21 protein-coding genes are annotated in these 18,602 nt (G+C 69.3%); 9 read left to right on the top strand and 12 right to left on the bottom strand.

Features of this window, described 5'->3' with window-relative positions; translation table 11 throughout:
* The first annotated feature begins 50 nt into the window (after positions 1-50).
* The 3 genes from FHU13_RS05740 (at position 51) to pdeM (ending at position 4,077) form a co-directional block, all read left to right on the top strand.
* On the top strand, positions 51-680 hold the full coding sequence (locus tag FHU13_RS05740) for a M15 family metallopeptidase (protein WP_183434914.1): 630 nt from the start codon (positions 51-53) through the stop codon (positions 678-680).
* 155 nt (positions 681-835) lie between these two features.
* The gene (locus FHU13_RS05735) at positions 836-3,322 is read left to right on the top strand and encodes a ligase-associated DNA damage response DEXH box helicase (protein ID WP_312889552.1); all 2,487 of its coding nucleotides are present in this window, start codon (positions 836-838) and stop codon (positions 3,320-3,322) included.
* A gap of 41 nt (positions 3,323-3,363) precedes the next feature.
* Positions 3,364-4,077: a ligase-associated DNA damage response endonuclease PdeM gene (gene pdeM, locus FHU13_RS05730; RefSeq protein WP_183434913.1), complete on the top strand. Its 714-nt coding sequence runs from the start codon at positions 3,364-3,366 to the stop codon at positions 4,075-4,077.
* An 18-nt stretch (positions 4,078-4,095) separates the two neighbouring features.
* Here pdeM and FHU13_RS05725 read toward each other — a convergent pair whose 3' ends face one another.
* Positions 4,096-4,533 carry a DUF3429 domain-containing protein gene (locus FHU13_RS05725; RefSeq protein WP_183434912.1) on the bottom strand — a complete coding sequence of 146 codons (438 nt, stop codon included), beginning with the start codon at positions 4,531-4,533 and terminating at the stop codon, positions 4,096-4,098.
* Between the two features lie 268 nt (positions 4,534-4,801).
* Here FHU13_RS05725 and FHU13_RS05720 point away from each other — a divergent pair, with 268 nt between their 5' ends.
* The 3 genes from FHU13_RS05720 to FHU13_RS05710 all read left to right on the top strand — a co-directional run bounded on the left by FHU13_RS05720 (position 4,802) and on the right by FHU13_RS05710 (position 7,259).
* Entirely contained in the window at positions 4,802-6,127 is a 1,326-nt protein-coding gene (locus FHU13_RS05720) for a chloride channel protein (RefSeq protein WP_183434911.1), read from the top strand.
* Between the two features lie 75 nt (positions 6,128-6,202).
* Complete coding sequence (locus FHU13_RS05715) at positions 6,203-6,382, top strand: DUF1328 domain-containing protein (RefSeq protein ID WP_017486406.1); 180 nt, start codon at positions 6,203-6,205, stop codon at positions 6,380-6,382.
* Positions 6,383-6,398: 16 nt separating this feature from the next.
* Entirely contained in the window at positions 6,399-7,259 is an 861-nt protein-coding gene (locus tag FHU13_RS05710) for an SDR family oxidoreductase (protein WP_183434910.1), read from the top strand.
* A gap of 27 nt (positions 7,260-7,286) precedes the next feature.
* Here the strand turns inward: FHU13_RS05710 and thiL are convergent, their stop codons facing one another.
* Genes thiL through ribH form a run of 3 tightly spaced genes read right to left on the bottom strand, consistent with a single transcriptional unit; the run spans position 7,287 to position 9,297 of the window.
* Positions 7,287-8,264 (bottom strand): thiamine-phosphate kinase, encoded by a 978-nt coding sequence (gene thiL, locus FHU13_RS05705; RefSeq protein ID WP_183434909.1) that lies wholly within the window; start codon positions 8,262-8,264, stop codon positions 7,287-7,289.
* Between the two features lie 5 nt (positions 8,265-8,269).
* A complete protein-coding gene (gene nusB / locus FHU13_RS05700) occupies positions 8,270-8,791 on the bottom strand; it encodes a transcription antitermination factor NusB (protein WP_183434908.1) in 522 nt (173 codons plus the stop codon).
* Entirely contained in the window at positions 8,788-9,297 is a 510-nt protein-coding gene (ribH, locus tag FHU13_RS05695) for a 6,7-dimethyl-8-ribityllumazine synthase (protein ID WP_183434907.1), read from the bottom strand. Before ribH ends, nusB begins: the two co-directional genes overlap by 4 nt.
* Before the next feature lie 332 nt (positions 9,298-9,629).
* On the opposite strand from ribH, the gene FHU13_RS05690 reads away from it, so the two are divergent.
* Together FHU13_RS05690 and FHU13_RS05685 are read left to right on the top strand one after the other, a co-directional pair.
* Positions 9,630-11,156 (top strand): UbiA family prenyltransferase, encoded by a 1,527-nt coding sequence (locus tag FHU13_RS05690; protein ID WP_183434906.1) that lies wholly within the window; start codon positions 9,630-9,632, stop codon positions 11,154-11,156.
* Positions 11,153-11,581 (top strand): GtrA family protein, encoded by a 429-nt coding sequence (locus tag FHU13_RS05685; RefSeq protein ID WP_312889551.1) that lies wholly within the window; start codon positions 11,153-11,155, stop codon positions 11,579-11,581. The genes FHU13_RS05690 and FHU13_RS05685 overlap by 4 nt, the downstream gene beginning before the upstream one ends.
* Here the strand turns inward: FHU13_RS05685 and FHU13_RS27555 are convergent, their stop codons facing one another.
* Positions 11,582-11,965 carry a hypothetical protein gene (locus FHU13_RS27555; protein WP_246714496.1) on the bottom strand — a complete coding sequence of 128 codons (384 nt, stop codon included), beginning with the start codon at positions 11,963-11,965 and terminating at the stop codon, positions 11,582-11,584.
* Between the two features lie 60 nt (positions 11,966-12,025).
* Positions 12,026-12,433, bottom strand: a complete 408-nt coding sequence (locus tag FHU13_RS27550) for a hypothetical protein (protein WP_246714495.1) — start codon at positions 12,431-12,433, stop codon at positions 12,026-12,028.
* A 312-nt stretch (positions 12,434-12,745) separates the two neighbouring features.
* On the opposite strand from FHU13_RS27550, the gene FHU13_RS05675 reads away from it, so the two are divergent.
* Entirely contained in the window at positions 12,746-13,267 is a 522-nt protein-coding gene (locus tag FHU13_RS05675) for a hypothetical protein (protein WP_183434905.1), read from the top strand.
* A 19-nt stretch (positions 13,268-13,286) separates the two neighbouring features.
* On the opposite strand, the gene FHU13_RS05670 is transcribed toward FHU13_RS05675, so the two are convergent.
* The 6 genes from FHU13_RS05670 to FHU13_RS05645 all read right to left on the bottom strand — a co-directional run bounded on the left by FHU13_RS05670 (position 13,287) and on the right by FHU13_RS05645 (position 18,537).
* Positions 13,287-13,925, bottom strand: a complete 639-nt coding sequence (locus FHU13_RS05670) for a riboflavin synthase (RefSeq protein ID WP_183434904.1) — start codon at positions 13,923-13,925, stop codon at positions 13,287-13,289.
* A 1-nt stretch (position 13,926) separates the two neighbouring features.
* Positions 13,927-15,003, bottom strand: coding sequence for a bifunctional diaminohydroxyphosphoribosylaminopyrimidine deaminase/5-amino-6-(5-phosphoribosylamino)uracil reductase RibD (gene ribD / locus FHU13_RS05665; protein WP_183435107.1), 1,077 nt, complete (start codon positions 15,001-15,003; stop codon positions 13,927-13,929).
* A gap of 50 nt (positions 15,004-15,053) precedes the next feature.
* On the bottom strand, positions 15,054-15,611 hold the full coding sequence (nrdR, locus tag FHU13_RS05660) for a transcriptional regulator NrdR (protein WP_183434903.1): 558 nt from the start codon (positions 15,609-15,611) through the stop codon (positions 15,054-15,056).
* A 63-nt stretch (positions 15,612-15,674) separates the two neighbouring features.
* On the bottom strand, positions 15,675-16,169 hold the full coding sequence (locus FHU13_RS05655; RefSeq protein ID WP_183435106.1) for an RrF2 family transcriptional regulator: 495 nt from the start codon (positions 16,167-16,169) through the stop codon (positions 15,675-15,677).
* Between the two features lie 210 nt (positions 16,170-16,379).
* Positions 16,380-17,684, bottom strand: a complete 1,305-nt coding sequence (glyA, locus tag FHU13_RS05650; protein ID WP_183434902.1) for a serine hydroxymethyltransferase — start codon at positions 17,682-17,684, stop codon at positions 16,380-16,382.
* A gap of 367 nt (positions 17,685-18,051) precedes the next feature.
* Positions 18,052-18,537 (bottom strand): ATP F0F1 synthase subunit B, encoded by a 486-nt coding sequence (locus FHU13_RS05645; RefSeq protein WP_183435105.1) that lies wholly within the window; start codon positions 18,535-18,537, stop codon positions 18,052-18,054.
* Positions 18,538-18,602 lie beyond the last annotated feature (65 nt).

Below are 18,602 nucleotides of genomic sequence, written 5' to 3'. Positions count from 1 at the left end.
CCAGCAAGCTTCATCGCGCGATCACACCAAAGACCTGTCGGGAGTTTGATATGAGTCTTCAGCTCTTCAAATCGGACGTTCTGTTCACACAACGCATCCTCGCTGTCTCCGGGTACTACAAAGGTCCCCTGAACGCGAAATGGACGGCGGCCGTCGATCAGGCCGAGTTCGCCTTCGATGCGGACAGCGACAAACTCGCCACCGAACTCGGAACCTTCGATAAACGCAGCGAGCGCAATATCGAAACGCTGTTGCCGGCCGCACAACGGCTCGCGCGTCAATTCTTGAACGCAGCGAGCACCTTTCCGTACTCCGTGCGGATCATATCAGGGACCAGGACCTACCTCGAACAGGATGCACTCTTCGCCATCGGCAGAACTACTCAGTTGAACAAGAAACCTGTCACCAAAGCGAAGGGTGGGCAGAGCAATCACAATTTCAGCATCGCTTGGGATGTCGGAATTTTTGATACGACCGGGAAATACTTTACTGGGGCAACGAAGAAGGAAGAGAAGGCCTATTCGGACCTTGCCGGGCATATTGCGAAAGCGGTCGATGGGCTCGAGTGGGGTGGCAATTGGTCCGGCTTTCCCGACATGCCTCATTATCAAGTTGCGACGGACAAATCTCTGAAGAAGATCCGCACCTTATTCGAAGAGGGAAAGCCTTTCCTGCCGTGACGGCCTGGGGGCAAGCCGGTGGCGTCGGACAGTTGCGGTTGGCCGGGTTTTCTAAGATACATCGGGAACCGAAGCGCGACGGGCAACCAAGCCTTTCGCGCGGGTGATGCGTTCAGGACAGGCCATCGAGGACTGTCGCGGTCTGTCGGCTCCTGGTGTCCAACGATCTCCCGCCGCGTTTCTCCGCTTGGTTCGCCGCCCGCGGCTGGGCGCCCCGCCCGCATCAGCTCGAACTGCTCGCGACCGTTCGGGCTGGGCGCTCGGCGCTGCTCGTCGCGCCGACCGGCGCGGGCAAGACGCTGGCCGGCTTCCTGCCGAGTCTGGTCGAGCTGAGCGAGCGGACGGGAAAAGCGCGCGGCCTCCACACCCTCTACGTCTCGCCGCTCAAGGCGCTCGCGGTCGACATCGCCCGCAACCTTGAGGCGCCGATCGCCGGCATGGACCTGGCTGTCACGGTCGAGACCCGCACCGGCGACACGCCGGCGCACAAGCGCGCCCGCCAGATTCAGCGCCCGCCCGACATCCTGCTCACCACCCCCGAGCAGCTCTCGCTGCTGCTCGCCCACCGCGAGGCGGAAAGCTTCTTCGCCGGGCTGAAGACGGTCGTGCTCGACGAGCTGCACGCCCTCGTCACCTCGAAGCGCGGCGATCTCCTCTCCCTGGCGCTCGCCCGGGTGCGGCGGCTGGCGCCGGATTCTCGCACCATCGGTCTCTCGGCCACGGTGCGCGAGCCCGACGAGCTGAGAAAGTACCTTGTCGGTCAGGTGCCGGGCGAGGACCGCAAGGCCGACCTCGTCGTGGTGAAGGGCGGCGCCAAACCCGACCTGCACATGCTCGATGTCGGGCGCACGCTCCCGCTCGCCGGCCACACGGCCTGGCACTCGATGCCGGCGATCTACGACCTGATCCGCGCGCACCGCACGGTGCTCGTCTTCGTCAACACGCGCCTCCAGGCGGAATACACCTTCCAGGAGCTGTGGCGGCTCAACGACGACACGCTGCCGATCGCTCTGCATCACGGCTCGCTCGACGCGACCCAGCGCCGCCGGGTCGAGGCGGCGATGGCGGCGGGGCAACTCCGCGCCATCGTCTGCACCGCGACCCTCGATCTCGGCATCGACTGGGGCGACGTCGATCTCGTGGTCAATCTCGGTGCGCCGAAAGGCGCGAGCCGGATCATGCAGCGGATCGGCCGGGCCAACCACCGCATGGACGAGCCCTCGAAAGCCTATCTGGTGCCCGGCAACCGCTTCGAGATGCTGGAGTGCCGCGCCGCCCTCGACGCGGTGGAGGAGGCCGCCCAGGACACGCCCGATGCGCGGCTCGGCGCCCCCGACGTGCTGGCCCAGCACGTCCTCGGCATGGCCTGCGCCGATGCCTTCGATCCGCTCGAACTCTACGAGGAGGTGATCTCGGCCGCACCCTACGCGACCCTGTCCTGGGAGGATTTCGAGGCGGTGGTCGACTATGTCGCCACCGGTGGCTACGCGCTGCGCGCCTACGAGCGCTTCGCCAAGATCCTGCGCGGGCCGGACGGCAAATGGCGGGTGCGCGACGCGCGGGTGGCACAGCAGTACCGCATGAACATCGGCACCATCATCGAGGCGACCCACATCAAGGTGCGCATGGCCCGCAGCCTGCGCTCCAAGCCCGGCACCGTTCTGCCGAAGGGGGGGCGGACGCTCGGCGAGATCGAGGAGGATTTCGCCGAGACGCTGACGGTCGGCGACACCTTCCTGTTCGCGGGCGAGGTCTTGCGCTTCGAGGGGCTCGCCGAGGACGAGTGCCTCGTGACGCGGGCCGGCCCCGGCACCGATCCGGCGATCCCGTCCTATGCCGGCACGAAATTCCCGCTCTCGACCTTCCTCGCCGCGCGGGTACGGGCGATCATCGCCGACCCGTTCGAATGGGACCGGCTGCCGCGCCAGCTCTCGGACTACCTCGCCCAGCAGCGCCGGCACTCGGCCCTGCCGGGCGAGCGCGACCTCCTGGTCGAGACGTTCGCACGCGCAGGGCGGCACTACCTCACCGCGTTCCCGTTCGAGGGACGGCTCGCGCACCAGACGCTGGGGATGCTGCTGACCCGGCGCCTGGAACGCGCCCGGCTGCGCCCGCTCGGATTCGCCGCCAACGATTACGGCATCGCGATCTGGTGCACGCGGGACCTGAGCGAGTGTGCCGCGCTGTCGCCGGGCTTCATGGAGGCCCTGTTCGACGAGGACATGCTCGGCGACGACCTCGAAGCGTGGCTCGACGAATCGGCGATGATGAAGCGCACCTTCCGCCAATGCGCGGTCATCGCCGGGCTGATCGAACGCCGCTTTCCGGGGCAGAAGAAGACCGGCCGGCAGGTCACGATCTCGACCGACCTGATCTACGACGTGCTGCGCCGGCACCAGCCCGACCACCTGCTCCTGCGCGCCGCGCGGCAGGATGCGGCAACCGGACTCCTCGACGTGACCCGCCTCGGCATGATGCTGAGGCGTATCCGGGGGCGAATCACCCACAGGGCGCTCGACCGGGTCTCGCCGCTCTCCGTGTCCGTCATGCTCGAAATCGGGCGCGAGCGGGTCTACGGCGAGGGGGCCGACGAGATCCTGGCCGAGGCCGAAGCCGAGCTTCTACAAGAGGCGCTCGGCTGAAGCGGCGTGCCGCCTCCTCCGCGATATTGGGGACGATCACGTTGGCACTCGGCCAGAGACTCGAGAAGACCGTGAAGGGCACCGACCTCGCGCTCGCCGGAGAGGCGCTGAGCCTCGACCGCACCGGAGCGCTGTGGCTGCCCGAGCACCGCACGCTGGTGGTGTCAGACCTCCACCTGGAGAAGGGCTCGTCGTTCGCGGCCCGCTCGGGCCAGTTCCTGCCGCCCTACGACACCCGCGAAACGCTGGCCTGCCTGCATGAGGTGATCCAGCGGCTCGACCCGGCCTGCCTCGTCGCGCTCGGCGATTCCTTCCACGATGCCCGCGGCCCCGAGCGGCTAGAGCCCGGTGACCGGGCGATGATCGCCGCCCTGCAGGAGGGTCGCGATTGGGTCTGGATCGCCGGCAACCACGACGCGGCGGTCAGCGAGGGGGTCGGCGGGCGCTACTGCGAGACGCTCGCACTCGGCGGCCTGACGCTGCGCCATGAGCCGCTGTCCGGAGCGGGAGAGGGTGAGATCGCCGGGCATCTCCACCCCTGCGGCAAGGTCACCATGCGCGGCCGCTCCGTGCGCCGCCGCTGCTTCGTGAGCGACGGACACCGCCTCGTCATGCCGGCCTTCGGCGCCTATACCGGCGGCCTCAACGTGCGCGACGCTGCCTTCGAGACGCTCTTCCCGAAGGGGTTCACGGCCTACCTGCTCGGCGACGGACGCGTCTTCGCCATCGGCCGGACCATGCTCGGGCGGGACTGAGCTACGATCGAGCCGGGCTCACGCCGCCACCAGGAGCGCCGCCCCGGCGACCACCGACAGCGCCAGCCGCAGCGGGCCCATCCAGTTCGGGACCATGCCGCGGCGGGCGAGGTCCTGATCGACCAGCCCCCAGAGCAGCACCAGGGCGCCGAGGATGCGCAGATCCCATGGTGCCGGGGCGGCCAGCGCTGCCCAGGCAAGGAGCGAGGGCACGATGGCAAGGCTGTAGTCGCGCCAGCCGGCCCCGCGCGCCGCCGCGACGCCCCAGCGAATACCGCCGAGGAACGAGGCGATCACCGCCCCGTAGGCCGAAAGGATGATGCGCGGCGACAGGCCGATCGTGCCGAGTCCGACATCCGTGCCGCTCACCGAGAGGGCCGCGAAGCCCACGAATGGGATCAGCCCCGCGATGCCGAGAAGGACCGCGCTCGCGGGAACCGTGTTCAGCCGCCCCATGCCGTCTCCTCGGCTGTTTACTCTCGCTTCGATCCGCGCCGGATCGATGCTCGACTCGTTCGAACGCCCGCAGCCGGCGACCCGTGATCGGGGGCCGACGTCCGGGATCTCACGAGAAATCCCAAACGCGCAGATCCGCTCCCGTCCCGCAACCGGGACCATTTGTTGCAGTGCAGGGTCCGGCCCATCGTCCGTAAGCGGCAATCGTTGCTGGAAAGCGGTGGCGCGGGCATGGCCCCGCCGCGCCCGAACCGCTTACTCTGTCGCGATGCCGCTGCCTCCCTCCGACCTGAGCATCGCCCTGCGCCGGCTGCGCGGTTCCTCCAGCGATGTCTGGACGATCTGGCGCAGGCGCATCCTGTTCCTGGCCGGCGGCATCTGTGTCGGCCTGGCGGCGGTGCTGATGGCAAAGGCGGCCGACGCGGCGCAAGCGGTGTTTCGCCAAGCCCTCCATCTCTCGCCGGCCCTGGCGCTGCTTCTCTGCCCGGCCGGCTTCGCGCTGGCCGCATGGCTGGCCCGGACCGTGTTCCCGAACTCTCAAGGGTCCGGCATCCCGCAGGTGATCGCCGCCCGCGCCCTCGATGACGGGCCGGCGCGCCATGCTCTGATCTCGCTGAGGGTTGCCGCGGGAAAGAACGTCGTGATGTGCCTCGGCCTGCTGTGCGGCGCCTCGATCGGGCGCGAGGGGCCGACGGTGCAGGTCGGGGCGGCGATCATGGCTACCCTCGGCCGCCTGAGCCCGGAGCGGATGCGCGGCCTGCTGCTCGCGGGCGGCGCGGCCGGCGTCGCCGCCGCCTTCAACACGCCGCTCGCCGGAATCGTGTTCGGCATCGAGGAGCTCGGCCGGGCCTATGACAGGCGCGGCAGCGCCCTCATCGTCGCCGCCATCGTCGCCGCGGGCCTGACCTCGCTGGCGATCCTCGGCGACTACACCTATTTCGGCACATCCGATGCGCAGCTCTCCCTGACCGCCGGATGGCTCGCCATACCGGTGCTCGGCATGGCGGGCGGGCTTGCGGGCGGGCTGTTCAGCCGCATCGTGATCGGGTTCGGCCGCGGCCTTCCGGGCTGGGCCGGCGCCTGGATCGCGCGCCGTCCCATCCTGTTCGCGATGCTCTGCGGGCTTGGTGTCGCCCTGTGCGGACTGGCGTCCGGCGGAGCCGTCTACGGTACCGGCTACGAGGAGGCGCGAGGGATCCTGCACGGCGAAAGCGAGCCGCGCTGGGCGTTCGCGCCGCTGAAGTTCCTCGCGACCGTACTGTCCTCGATCAGCGGTATTCCCGGCGGCCTGTTCGCCCCTTCGCTTGCCGTCGGCGCCGGGCTCGGCGCTCATGCGAGCCTCCTCCTCACGGATGTCTCCGTGGGTGCACTCGTGCTGATCGGCATGACCGCCTACCTGACCGGCGTGCTTCAGGCGCCCATCACGTCCTTCGTCATCGTCACCGAGATGACCCAGAACCACTCCCTGATGATTCCGCTGATGCTCGCGGCGCTGATCGCCGACGCGGTGTCGAGGTCCGTCTGCCGGGGCGGCCTCTATCACACGCTGGCGGAGGAGCTGGTCCGGCGCGCGGCGGATGAACGAAAGGCGTAAAGCGGGGGGGCCGCGACGGAACGCCGCCGGTGCGTTGGAAGTTACTGCTCCGCTTTCGTTTCGGAGTGAACTGCCATGACGCTTCTCAAGTGGGCCGCCATCGCCTTCGTCATCTCGCTCGTCGCGGGCGCCCTCGGCTTCACCGGTATCGCCTCCGGCGCGAGTTCGATCGCCCGCATCCTGTTCGGCCTGTTCCTCGTGCTCGCCATCGTCATCGTGGTGATCGCGCTGGCGATCGGTCAGGCGGTGTTCTGAGCCTCCGGCTCAGACCGTGCGCCTCGACGGACGCACCGCCCTCGTCACCGGCGCCTCCTCCGGGAGCGGCGCCGAGACGGCCCTGGGGCTCGCCCGCCTCGGGGCGCGGGTCGGCCTAATCGGGCGCGACCGCGACCGCACGGAACGCGCCGCCGCGCATCTGCGCCGGGAGACCGGCGGCGCGGCGGACGTCTTTCTCGCCGACCTGTCGAGCCAAGACGAGATCCGCCGCCTCGCGGGCGAGGTGAGGGCGCGCTACCCCGCCCTCGACATCCTCGTGAACAATGCCGGCGCGATCTTCTCGGAGCGCCACGTCACCGCGGACGGGATCGAGCGGACCTGGGCCCTCGACCACCTCGCCTACGTGCTGCTGACACACGAACTGCGCGCTCCGCTCGAAGCCGCGCCCTGCGCCCGCATCGTCAACCTCGCCTCCGCCGCCCATACCCGCGGGCGGATCGATTTCGACGATCTCGGCGGCGAGCGCCGCTACGCGGCGATGAAGGCCTATGCCCAGGCCAAGCTCGGCAACGTGCTGTTCACCTATGCGCTTGCCCGGCGTCTGGCCGGCACCGGCATCACCGTCAATGCGGTGCATCCGGGCGTGGTGGCGAGCGATTTCGCCAAGAACACGCACGGCGTGCTCGGCTTCGCCTGGGGCCTGATCCGCCCGTTCCTGATCTCGACCGAGGCGGGCGCCCGAACTTCCCTCTCCGTCGCCACCGCGCCCGAACTCGACGGCGTGAGCGGGCGCTACTTCGCCAAAAGCCGCGAGACGACCTCGTCCGCCCTGAGCCGCGATGAGGCGTTGCAGGAGCGGGTCTGGTCGCTGAGCCGACAGCAGGTCGGGATCGGAGTGCCCGGCGCCGCACGGTGACGGTGCGGCCACCGTCGGGCGGCCCTCTCAGAAATGGCTGAACGAGGTGCAGGCGAAGTCCAGCGCCTCACCTTTGCCGTCCAGGAAGATCGGCGGACCATCCCCCGCCTCGACGGTGCCGATCGCGGCGACCGGAATGCCCGCCACCCGCGCCTCGGCGAGAAAGGCGGACAGGTTGTCCGGCGCCACGGCGCAGAGGATCTCGTAGTCGTCGCCGCCGGTGAGCGCCGTGGCGAGGCGGCTCTGATTGCGGGCGATGGCCGCCTCTGCGGCGGGCGAGAGCGGCACGGCCGGCACGTCGATCTGCGCCGTCAGACCAGTGCCCGCGAGCATCTTCGCGAGATCGCCCGCGAGCCCATCCGACACATCCATGGCCGCGCGGGCGTGACGGCGAAGCGCCGGAACGAGGGAGAGACGCGGACGGGGGTGAAGGTAGCGGTCGAGCAGGACGTCGCGGTCGGACGCCTCCAACGCAGGATCGGGCGCGAGCCGCAGGGCGAGGCCCAAAGCCGCGTCGCCGATGCTGCCGCTGACGCAGAGCCGGTCGCCGGCCCGCGCCGCCTGCCGCCGCAGCATCGCGCCCGCCGGCACCTCACCGAAGGCGGTCACGCCGATCAGGGCCGGGCCGCCGGAGCGCACGGTGTCGCCGCCCAGCAGCGGGCAGCCATGGGCGCGGCTCGCCTCCCCAAGTCCCTCGGCGAAGGCCGCGAGCCAGGCCTCCGTCCAGTCGTCCGGCAGGGCGAGGGTCAGGAGGAAGCCGCGGGGCACCGCGCCCTTCGCGGCCAGATCCGAGAGGTTCACGCCGAGTGCCTTCACGGCAATGGAGCCGGGCGGGTCATCGGGGAAGTAATGCACGCCCGCCACGATGGCGTCGGCCGTCACCACGAGGTCGTGGCCGGGCGTCGGGCCTAAGCTGGCGGCGTCGTCGCGCAGGCCCTCGGCGCCGGGGCCGCTGAGCGGCGCGAAGTAGCGCGCGATCAGCGCCTCCTCGCCCGCACGCGCCATTCCGCTCAGCCCTTCTTCGCCGTCGCCGAACCGGGAGCGGCCGGAATGCCGAACTCGGTGGAGCGCACCTCGCGGCCGACTCGGTCGAGCACGGCGTTGACCATGCCCGGCTCATCGCCGCCGTAGAAGCTGTGGGCGACATCGACATATTGCGAGATCGCCGCCCGGGCCGGCACGTCGCGGCGGAACATCAGCTCGTAGGCGCCCGCCCGCAGGATCGCGCGCAGCACGGCTTCGAGCCGACGGAGCGGCCAGCCCTTGGCGAGCGCCGCGTCGAGCTTCGGGTCGATGGCGCGCTGCTCCTCCACGGCACCGCGCAGCACATCGCGGAAGAAGGCGGTCTCGGCCGGGGGATGGGCGACGCCGTCGATCTCCTGGCCGATCCAGAAGGCCTCGAACTCGGCGAGGGCGTCGATCACGCCCTTGTCCGAGATCTCCATCTCGTAGAGGGCTTGCACGACGGCGAGGCGCGCTCCGGCGCGGGGGTTCGGTTTCGCCTGGTCCGGCGTCGCGGCGGGTTCGGTCATCGGGCGGGTTCCAGATTGGCGGCGCGCTTGATGGCGAGAAGGCTCAAAGCCGCCTCCGCCGCGCCGCCGCCCTTGTTCATGTCGGAGACCCGGGCACGGACGAGCGCCTGCTCCATGGTCTCCACGGTGAGGATGCCGTTGCCGAGCGGCAGGTGCTCGGACACGGAGAGGTCCATCAATGCGCGGGCACTCTCGCCCGCGACGATGTCGTAATGCCCCGTCTCGCCGCGGATAACGCAGCCGAGCGCCACCACCGCGTCGTAGGGGCCACCGGCCTTGCGGCCGGCCTCCATCAGGATCGCGATGGCGGCGGGAATTTCGAGAGCGCCCGGCACCGTGAAGACCCGCGCCTCGGCGCCGACCGCCTCGATGGCCGCCCGGGCGCCTGCCAGAAGCTCGTCGGCGATGTCGTCATAGTAGCGCGCTTCGACGATCAGCACACGGGTGCCGGCGAGGCTTTCGAGGATGCTTTTGGGCGCGTCCGCGTCCCGGTGTTGGGAGACCATGGGTGTGACGTTCCGGGGCGAGTTCGCGCAAGTTCGGGGCGGGCCGGAGGGTTAGCCCAAGTGCCGCGCGCTCTACAAGCGGCACGGGAGGCTGCCGACGCGCGGCCCAGGTGCAGCACAGGCGTGCGATGCGTGCGTCCGGTGCCGTCAACTCCTCGCTTTTCAGTTGAACCGGAGAGTTTCGATCAATCAAGTCGAGCGGAAATGCTGCCGCCACAACCTGCGATGACAGCTATTAACCCGGCCGAAGTCGGTATCGGCGATAATCTGCTGAACGCAGGTGAGCGGGCCCTCGAGCAAAGGTCCCGCACTGGAAACGGGGGTTATCCAGCATGGCGACCGCGCAGGTGCGAAGGGCTGAGACGGCCGCGATCCTGATCGAGGAACCGGCCGCAGCCCCGCGGGCGGTGCCGCTGGTGATCGATCTCGACGGCACGCTGCTGCGCACGGATCTGCTTCTGGAGGGCATCATCACGCTGCTTCGGCGTAACCCGCTGATGCTGTTGGCGATGTTGCTGTGGTTGCCGCGGGGCCGGGCCTTCTTCAAGCGCCGCATCGCGGAAGGCGCCGGGCTCGACGTCGCAACGCTGCCGGCCAACGAGGCGCTGCTCGCCCATATCGAAGCGCGGAAGGCAGCGGGCCAGGAGATCGTGCTCGCCACCGCCGCCAATGAGCTGATGGCGCTGCGCGCGCTGCGGCGATTCCCCGTCTTCGACCGGGTGGTGGCGAGCGACGGGGTACGGAACCTGAAAGGGGCGGCCAAGGCAGCCCAGCTCCGGGCGCTCTATCCTCAGGGCTTCGACTACGCGGGCGACGCCGCGGCGGACCTTCCCGTCTGGGCGGCGGCACGCCGGGTGATCGTGGTGGGAGCATCCCCTGCCGTGCTTCGAGCGGCCCACCGGCTCGGCAAGCCGGTCGAGGAGTTTCCCGCCGCTTCGCGTCCCCACGCGCTGCTCAAGGCCCTGCGCCCACACCAGTGGATCAAGAACGCCCTGGTCTTCCTGCCGCTCGTGCTCGGCGGCCGGGCAGGGGAGGCGCAGGCGTGGGGCAGCGCGCTCATGGCCTTTCTCTCCCTCGGCCTCGTCGCCTCGGCGAGCTATCTGCTGAACGACCTGCTCGATCTCTCCCACGACCGGGCACACTGGTCGAAGCGCGAGCGTCCCCTGGCGAGCGGCCGACTTTCCATCGCCACCGGTCTGGCGGCGCTCGTCCTCGGACTCGTGGGCGGGCTCGCAGTCGCAGCCTGTGCCGGGGCGGCGGTTCTCACCGGCGTGCTCGCCTATCTCGCCGTGACGCTGGCTTACTCAGCTTGGCTCAAGCGGGTGCCGATGCTCGACGCGCTGACGCTCGGGAGCTTGTTTACCCTGCGCATCGGGGTCGGCGTCGCGGCGGTCGCGGTGGCTTGGTCGCCCTGGCTTCTCACCTTCTCGATGTTCCTGTTCACCTCGCTGTCCTTCGCCAAGCGCCACACGGAGCTGCGCGGCGCCGCGCGGCGCGGGCAGGCCGGCACCATCGCCGGGCGCGGCTACCAGCCGGCGGACGAGGCGGTGGTGCTCGCCTTCGGCGTTGCGTCCGGTCTCTCCAGCGTCGTCATCTTCATCCTCTATCTCGCCAACGAGGCCTTCCACCACGCCGCGCTCGCCGCGCCGCTGGCGCTGTGGAGCTTCCCCCTGATCCTCGTCCTGTTCATGGGGCGGGTCTGGCTGCTGGCGGGGCGGGACGCGCTGCACGACGACCCGGTCGCTTTCGCGATCAAGGATCATTCGAGCCTCGCGCTCGGGGCCATTGCCGGCCTCGCCTTCGCCGCGGCGGCCTTCGGCCTGCCACCTGGCCTCATCCCGCAGGGGCTCGGGCAGTGATCAGCCACGAGGTCGTCCGCTTCCTCATCGCTGGCGGCTCGGCGACGGCGATCAACTGGCTTACGCGGATCCCGCTCTCGCTCGTCCTGCCTTTCGAGGCGGCCCTGCTCGCCGCCTATGGACTCAGCATGGTGGCGTCGTTCTGGCTCTACCGGGCCTTCGTGTTCCGGGCGACGTCACGGGGATCGCTGCGCGGGCAGGTCGGCCTGTTCCTCGCGGTCAACGCTGTCGGCGCGGGTGTGGTGCTCGCGGTCAGTACGGCCATGCTCGACGGCCTGACCCACCTGCTGCCGGATCTGAGGCTGTCGGTTGCCGAGGCGCTCGCCCACGGTGTCGGCATCGCCGTCGGCGCCGTGGCGAACTATCTCGGCCACCGGCTCATCACCTTCGCCTCGGGCTCGCGGTCCGCGCCCCAGAGCGTGTAGTCAGAGCCTGTAGACGGAGAGCAGCGTTACCACGGCGAGATTCGCGACCACGCCCCAGGTGACGAGAAGCGGCCGACCGGCGAAGACCGGCGGGCGTTCACCGCGCACCATCAGCACCATCAGGATCGGCAGCCAATCGAGGACGTAGCGCTGCGTCGCGATCTGGTCGGCGCCGTTCGAGTAGTAGAACAGGGTGATCCCGGCGATGACCGCGATGGTCGCCGCCCGGCCACGAACACGCGGTCGAGCCGGGCATTGAAGGCCAGGAGCAGCCAGGGGCTCGCCACGAGGATCGCCGTGCCGGCACAGGAAGGCGAGACCGACGAACAAGCCGGCGAGCGGCAGCGAACTTCGGCAGATCACGGCCCAGAGGCTCAGGCTCATCGTCAGGAAGGCGACGGTCTGAGAGAAGAACCAGACGCCGTCCGAGCGCAGGGTGATCTGCTAGAGCGGGCTGGCGAAGGCTAGCGCCGCGAGGAGCCACAGCGCCTGCCAGCGCTCGACCGTGGTGAGCGCACGAAAGATCCGGCTCCCGGCGAGCAGGCTCAGGGCCGACAGACCCAGGCCCAGCAGCACGAAACCCTTGAAGCCGGGAAAGCCGAACAGGGCGACGAAGGGCGTCAGCAGCAGCGCCGGCAGCGGCGGGAAGATGACGTAGGTGCGGCCCTCGAACAGGGCGCAATCGATTTCGGGACATTGCTCGACCCGGAGCCGACGGTGCAGGAACGCGTCGGCCAGCGCTCCGTGCGAGTTGAAGCTGGCGTCGCGCAGGGCGCCACGCCCGGGCAGGAAGGCGAGGAGGAGCCCCCGATCAGCGCCGTGAGCACCGCCAGCACCCTGTCGCGGCGCCACTCGACCCATCCCATCATGACGGCCGCCGGCCTTCTGCAAGACAACCCCGAATCGCGGCGCCGGACTCAGAGAAAACGGTGAAATGCCGCTTGTGTGAACACTGGCCTTATCTTGAGGCAAGACCGGTCGTCAGCTCCGTCCGGGGCGACGTTGCCGCAGGTGAGGCCTCGAAAAGCAGTCAATGGTGAACCCCTCGCGCGTCATCCGACGAACGCAAAAGTCGTAGCCGCCTTCTCGATTGCGCCGAGCGCCGAGAAACAGCAAAGCTTTCGCCGGACCACCGTATAAAAATTCGCCTGACGGTGACTCACCATGATCACGGGACGCTCGAAATTCCTGGCAGGGGCGGCTCTCGCCCTATTGCTTCTGGGCAGCCAAGCCGCTTCGGCCAAACGCCTCACGGTCGTGCCGGGAGATCGGCCGATCACCGTCGACGTGCCGAACGCGTGGAAGGTCGCCGTCGTCGAGCGCGGCATCCAAATTCGGACCGCCGACGAGGAGGTCTATCTGTGGTTCGAGAGCTACCGGCCGGCCCAGTTTCAGACGCTGCTCAACGAGCACAACGCCTACTTCAAGAATCAGGGCGTCAGGGTCGTCGGAGCGGAGACGGCAAAGCAGGTCGACTTCCCGACTTACCTGCTCAAGGTCACCGAATATCCGGCGACCTACGAGGGCAAGCCGACGGTGCTGCGCTACATCTCCGTTGCGCCGAAGGCCGAGGGCGAGCGCCTTCTGCTGGTCAGCTACTGGGCTTCGCCCGCAGGCGACAAGAAATACGACGCCGAAACCCAGGGCATCCTCAACAGCCTCGCCGCCTCCTACGACGGCAAGTGAACGGGATCGGCCCCCGGCCTCACGCCTGCAACAAGCCGCGCGTCTCGGCCAGCCGCGCGGCGTAGCGGGCCAACAGATCGACCTCGAGATTGATCCGGTCCCCCGCGCGGCGCTCCTCCCAGGTCGTGACAGAGAGGCTGTGCGGGATCAGCAGCACCGAGAAATCGGCTCCTGAGACCGCGTTGACGGTGAGTGAGGTGCCATCGAGGCAGATCGAGCCCTTCTCGGCGATAAAGCCGGCGAGCGTCGGCGGTGCCCGCAGGGTGAAGCGCTCACTCGCGCCCCAGGGGTTGTCCTCGCCGGTCACCGTCTCGCGGGCGAGGATCTCGGCGATGCCGTCGACATGGCCGGTGACGAGATGGCCGCCGAGTTCGTCGCCGAGCTTGAGCGAGCGTTCGAGGTTGACCCGCGTGCCCTCGCGCCAGGCTCCAACTGTGGTGCGGGCCAGGGTCTCGGCGGCGGCATCGACCGCGAAGCGGCAACCCGCCCCGTATGGCTCCACCGCGACGGCGGTGAGGCAGGGGCCGGAGCAGGCGATCGAGGCGCCCAGTGCGATGCCCGCGGGATCGTAGGCGCTCTCGATGACGATCCGGCGCAGGCGCTCCGAGCCCTCCACCGAGACGACTCGGCCGACATCGCTGACGAGCCCGGTGAACATGTCAGATCCTCTCGTAGGTGACCGCCGAGTCGGGACCGAAGTCGCAGGTCTCGACCACGCTCAGGGAGCCGTCGGCGAGGCGGCGGGCGAGATTCGGCCCGAGTGCCGGCAGACCGCCGGCCTCGCCCAGCATGATGGGACCGGTGATGAGCGTGCAGGCATCGATGAGATCGTGTGCCGCGAGCGCGTCGGCAAGCGCCGGCCCGCCCTCGCTGCAGATCCGCGTCAGGCCCCGCTCCGCCAGGGCCGCCAGCGCGGCGGGCAGATCGATGCGGCCCTGCGCGTCCGTGGGAACGAAGGCGAGTTCGACGCCGAAGGAGGCGAGCATCCGCCGGGCATGGGCCGGGGCGCCGCGACCGGTCAGAACCAGCGTCGGCAGGTCGCGGGCCCCGCGCACGAGATGGCTCGCGGGGTTGAGGCGGAGGGTCGAGTCGAGGACGACCCGCAGCGGCGAGCGCCCGGTGAGCCCCGGCAGCCGAACGGTCAGCGACGGGTCGTCGGCCCGCGCCGTGCCGATCCCGACCATGATCGCGTCGGCATGCGCGCGCCACAGATGCACCGCTCCGTCGGCGATCGGGCCGGTGATCTTCAGCCGCTCGCCGGTCGAGGGGGCGGCGAAGCCGTCGCGGGTCCGGGCGAGTTTGAGGTGCAGGCTCGGCCGCCCGCGCGTGACGCGGGAGACGTGGCCGCGATGATCGCGGGCGGCCTCCTCCCGCAGCAGACCGGTCTCGACCGTGATCCCGGCCGCGCGCAGCCCCGCATGGCCGCGCCCGGCCACGCGCGGATCGGGATCCTCGATCGCGGTGACCACGCGGGCGATTCCTGCGGCGATCGTCGCGTCGGTGCAGGGGGGCGTGCGGCCGTGATGCGAGCAGGGCTCGAGGGTGACGTAGAGCGTGGCGCCGCGGGCGGCCTCGCCGGCCATGGCGAGCGCCAGCGGCTCCGCGTGAGGGCGGCCACCGGGGGCGGTCATTGCCTGCCCGACGATGCGCCCGTCGGCGACCACGACGGCGCCGACGCTCGGATTGGGCCAGGTCCGGCCAAGATTGCGCCGCCCCAGTGCCAGGGCGAGACGCATGGCGCGCCGATCGAGGGCTTTCTGCTGGGACGCGTCCACGGCTCGCCCCGTTACGCCCGCTTCCGGGCCGGACGCCGAGGACGGGAGGCCGCGGCTTCCTCGTCGGGCTGGGCCGGCCCGGCCTGTTCCTCTTCGGGAAGCAGCGCCTCACCCTCCAGCCGACCGCCGAGGGTGCCGAGCAGATCCTGAAAGTCCTGCGCTTCGCGAAAATTCTTGTAGACCGACGCGAAGCGGACATAGGCAACGTCATCGAGCCCTTTCAGGCCCTCCATCACAGCCTCGCCGATGGCCTCGCTGGTGACCTCGCCCTCGCCGCCGCTCTCCAGGCGCCGGGTGATGCCGCTGACGAGGCGTTCTACCCGCTCGGGGTCGACCGTCCGCTTGCGAAGCGCCACATCGATCGAGCGCTGGAGCTTGTCGCGGTCGAACGGCACGCGCTTGCCCGAGCGCTTGAGCACGACGAGTTCGCGCAGTTGCACCCGCTCGAAGGTGGTGAAGCGTCCGCCGCAATCCGGGCAGACGCGGCGGCGGCGGATCGCCGAGGAATCCTCGCTCGGCCGCGAATCCTTCACCTGCGTGTCGGGACCTCCGCAGAACGGACACCGCATCGCGCGCTCACCACCTCGTCCCGGACGCTCTCAAAAGCTGCCCCTCTCTGCCCCACTCGCCGCTCAATTGCCAGAAGTGGGATCGGTCGGAACGGGGGCAGCAGGAGCGTTGCCCCTGTCTCCGGGCTCGGTGCGGAAGAGGGCGCGGAGCGCCACCGCCGTCGGACCGGCCGCCACGTCGGCCAGGGTGAGACGGTCGAGTTCGAGGAAGAACGCCTGCTCCGCCGCGTCGAAGGCCCATTTCAGGCGGCAGCGGCCGATGAGCGGACACGGATCACGTCGGCAATCGACCGCCGTGCCGACACCCTCCAGATCCGCGACGAGCCGCCCGAGCCGGATCTCCCGCGGGTCACGTGCGAGGCGCACGCCGCCCGAACGGCCCTGCCGCGCTTCGACGGCGCCGGCCCGAACCAGCGTCTGGGCGATCTTCTGGAGGTGATGCACGGAGATGCCGAAGCGCTGCGCGACGGTCGGAGTCGCGATCCAGACTCCCGGCTCGGCCAACGTCAGGTGCATCAGGAGACGAAGACCGTAATCCGTGTGAAGCGAGAGATGCAGAGTCGCCCTCCCGAGCGGTGTCGCGCATCCTTCCGACGAAGGATGGCTCGGCCCGCATCATCCCAAGGATGGATTGATGTGTACACTCCTCGGAACAACAAACCTTGCTTAGATTAACTTTGACGTTGCCCCATAACGGCAGCGACCGCGGATCAGGAGATCCGCGGTCGCATTGGCCGGCCTCGCGAGCCGGACGAGCCTCAATCAGGCTTAGCTGTAGATCGGGAAGCGATCGGTCAGGGCGTGGACCTTCTCCTTCACCGCCGCCTCGACCACCGCATCGCCGCCCTCGCCCTTCTCGGCGAGACCGTCGAGCACTTCGACGATGAGCGAGCCGACCTGCTTGAACTCGGCAACGCCGAAGCCGCGGGTCGTGCTGGCCGGGGTGCCGAGGCGGATGCCGGAGGTGATCGTCGGCTTCTGCGGGTCGAACGGCACGCCGTTCTTGTTGCAGGTGATGTCGGCCCGCGACAGGGCGGCTTCGGCGGCCTTGCCGGTCAGGCCCTTCTTCTGAAGATCGACCAGCATCAGGTGGTTGTCGGTGCCGCCCGAGGTGATGTCGTAGCCACCCGAGATAATGGTGTCGGCCAGCGCCCGCGCGTTATCGATCACCTGACGGGCATAGATCTTGAACTCGGGCTTCAGCGCCTCGCCGAAGGCCACCGCCTTGGCGGCGATGACGTGCATCAGCGGCCCGCCCTGGAGGCCGGGGAAGATCGCCGAGTTGAACTTCTTGGCGAGCGCCTCGTCGTTCGTCAGGATCATGCCGCCGCGCGGACCGCGCAGGGTCTTGTGGGTCGTCGTGGTCGCAACGTGGGCATGCGGGAACGGCGACGGATGCAGTCCCGCGGCGACGAGGCCGGCGAAGTGGGCCATGTCGACGAAGAAGTAGGCACCGACGGAATCGGCGATCTCACGGAACTTGGCGAAGTCCCAGTGACGCGGGTAGCCCGAACCGCCGGCGATGATCACCTTGGGCTTGTGCTCCTGTGCGAGGCGCTCGACCTGCTCCATGTCGATGCGCTGGTCCTCGCGGCGCACGGTGTAGGACACCGGCTTGAACCACTTGCCCGAGACGTTCGGGGGGGCGCCGTGGGTGAGGTGACCGCCGGCCGCGAGGTCGAGGCCGAGGAAGGTGTCGCCGGGCTGCATCAGGGCCATGAACACGCCCTGGTTCGCCTGGGAGCCGGAATTCGGCTGCACGTTGGCGAAGCCGCAACCGAACAGGCGCTTGGCCCGGTCGATGGCGAGTTCCTCGGCGATGTCCACGAACTGGCAACCGCCGTAGTAGCGCCGGCCCGGATAGCCCTCGGCGTACTTGTTGGTCAGCACCGAACCCTGCGCTTCGAGCACGGCGCGCGAAACGATGTTCTCGGAGGCGATCAGCTCGATCTCGTGCTGCTGCCGGCCGAGTTCCTGCGAAATGGCCTTAGCGATCTCGGGATCGGTCTCGGCAAGATGAGACGAGAAGAAGGTGTCGAGGACGGTGTTGTCGGTCGCAGTTCCGGCGCTCATGAGCGTAGCCTCTTTTCGTTGTTTACGGGCAAACCCACCCGTTCTCCCGTCGGCGTTCACGGGGGTGTTTTTCAGGCACTATTCGTACACGCCAAGGAACGACAGGCCAAGCACAGGTGATTTTTCGCCTGTCTTCAAAATTTTTCACGGGAGCAGCTGTGCTCTGCGGCACCGCAGCGCATCCCGCCGATCCCACACGCGAAAACACCCGGCAGAGCCGGGTGTCGCAGGACCGATCAAGTCGGTGGACGGCCGGTCCGGCGAGCACGCTGGAGGACCGTAGCGGCTGCGTGCGCGGCGGCTTGCCGATTTGCGCCGTGTCCTTGCCGAAAGCCGGCAGAGGCCCCTTCGAACGGCAGCGCCGGAATCAGGCCTGCAGGCGGCTCTTCACGTCGCCGAGGCTGGCGCGGACGAGGTCCTGCGCCGCGCTGCCCTGGAGACGCTCGCGCAGCAGGGTTTCGGACACCTTCACCGCCGCATCGGCCGCGGCGGCGCGCACCTGGGCGGAGGCCTGAGCCTCAGCCTGGGCGATCTTGGCCTCGGCGGCCTTGGTGCGACGGGCGACGAAATCGTTGAGGCGGGCATGGCCCTCGGCGGCGATACGCTCCGCATCCTCGCGGGCACCGGCAACGATCGCCTCGGCCTCACGCTCGGCCTCGGTGCGGCGGCGCTTGTAATCGGCGAGCACGGCCGCGGCCTCTTCACGCAGGCGGCGAGCCTCGTCGAGCTCCTGGCGCACGCGCTTGGCGCGGCTGTCGAGCCCGTTGGTCATCATCGAGAAGCCGCCGACCCGCCAGACGATGACCAGGAACGCCACGAAGGCGACGGCGACCCAGAATTCCGCGGTCAACAGCATGTCGGTCTCAAACCCTTGGTCGGCCTTCCGCCCGCAAAGACCGGAGCGGGGTCGGCTCGGAT

The sequence above is a fragment of the Methylobacterium sp. R2-1 genome, assembly GCF_014191355.1.
Lineage (GTDB): Bacteria > Pseudomonadota > Alphaproteobacteria > Rhizobiales > Beijerinckiaceae > Methylobacterium.
The sequence above is the reverse complement of the archived record's forward strand: the minus strand, read 5'-3'. Positions and strand labels throughout refer to the sequence as shown.

Coding starts and splice junctions, on each gene's coding strand:
- FHU13_RS05740 (WP_183434914.1), top strand. CDS start 51: ATGAGTCTTCAGCTCTTCAAATCGGACGTTCTGTTCACACAACGCATC.
- FHU13_RS05725 (WP_183434912.1), bottom strand. CDS start 4,533: ATGGGGCGGCTGAACACGGTTCCCGCGAGCGCGGTCCTTCTCGGCATC.
- FHU13_RS05720 (WP_183434911.1), top strand. CDS start 4,802: ATGCCGCTGCCTCCCTCCGACCTGAGCATCGCCCTGCGCCGGCTGCGC.
- FHU13_RS05715 (WP_017486406.1), top strand. CDS start 6,203: ATGACGCTTCTCAAGTGGGCCGCCATCGCCTTCGTCATCTCGCTCGTC.
- thiL (WP_183434909.1), bottom strand. CDS start 8,264: ATGGCGCGTGCGGGCGAGGAGGCGCTGATCGCGCGCTACTTCGCGCCG.
- nusB (WP_183434908.1), bottom strand. CDS start 8,791: ATGACCGAACCCGCCGCGACGCCGGACCAGGCGAAACCGAACCCCCGC.
- ribH (WP_183434907.1), bottom strand. CDS start 9,297: ATGGTCTCCCAACACCGGGACGCGGACGCGCCCAAAAGCATCCTCGAA.
- FHU13_RS05690 (WP_183434906.1), top strand. CDS start 9,630: ATGGCGACCGCGCAGGTGCGAAGGGCTGAGACGGCCGCGATCCTGATC.
- FHU13_RS27555 (WP_246714496.1), bottom strand. CDS start 11,965: ATGAGCCTGAGCCTCTGGGCCGTGATCTGCCGAAGTTCGCTGCCGCTC.
- FHU13_RS05675 (WP_183434905.1), top strand. CDS start 12,746: ATGATCACGGGACGCTCGAAATTCCTGGCAGGGGCGGCTCTCGCCCTA.
- FHU13_RS05670 (WP_183434904.1), bottom strand. CDS start 13,925: ATGTTCACCGGGCTCGTCAGCGATGTCGGCCGAGTCGTCTCGGTGGAG.
- ribD (WP_183435107.1), bottom strand. CDS start 15,003: ATGCGTCTCGCCCTGGCACTGGGGCGGCGCAATCTTGGCCGGACCTGG.
- nrdR (WP_183434903.1), bottom strand. CDS start 15,611: ATGCGGTGTCCGTTCTGCGGAGGTCCCGACACGCAGGTGAAGGATTCG.
- glyA (WP_183434902.1), bottom strand. CDS start 17,684: ATGAGCGCCGGAACTGCGACCGACAACACCGTCCTCGACACCTTCTTC.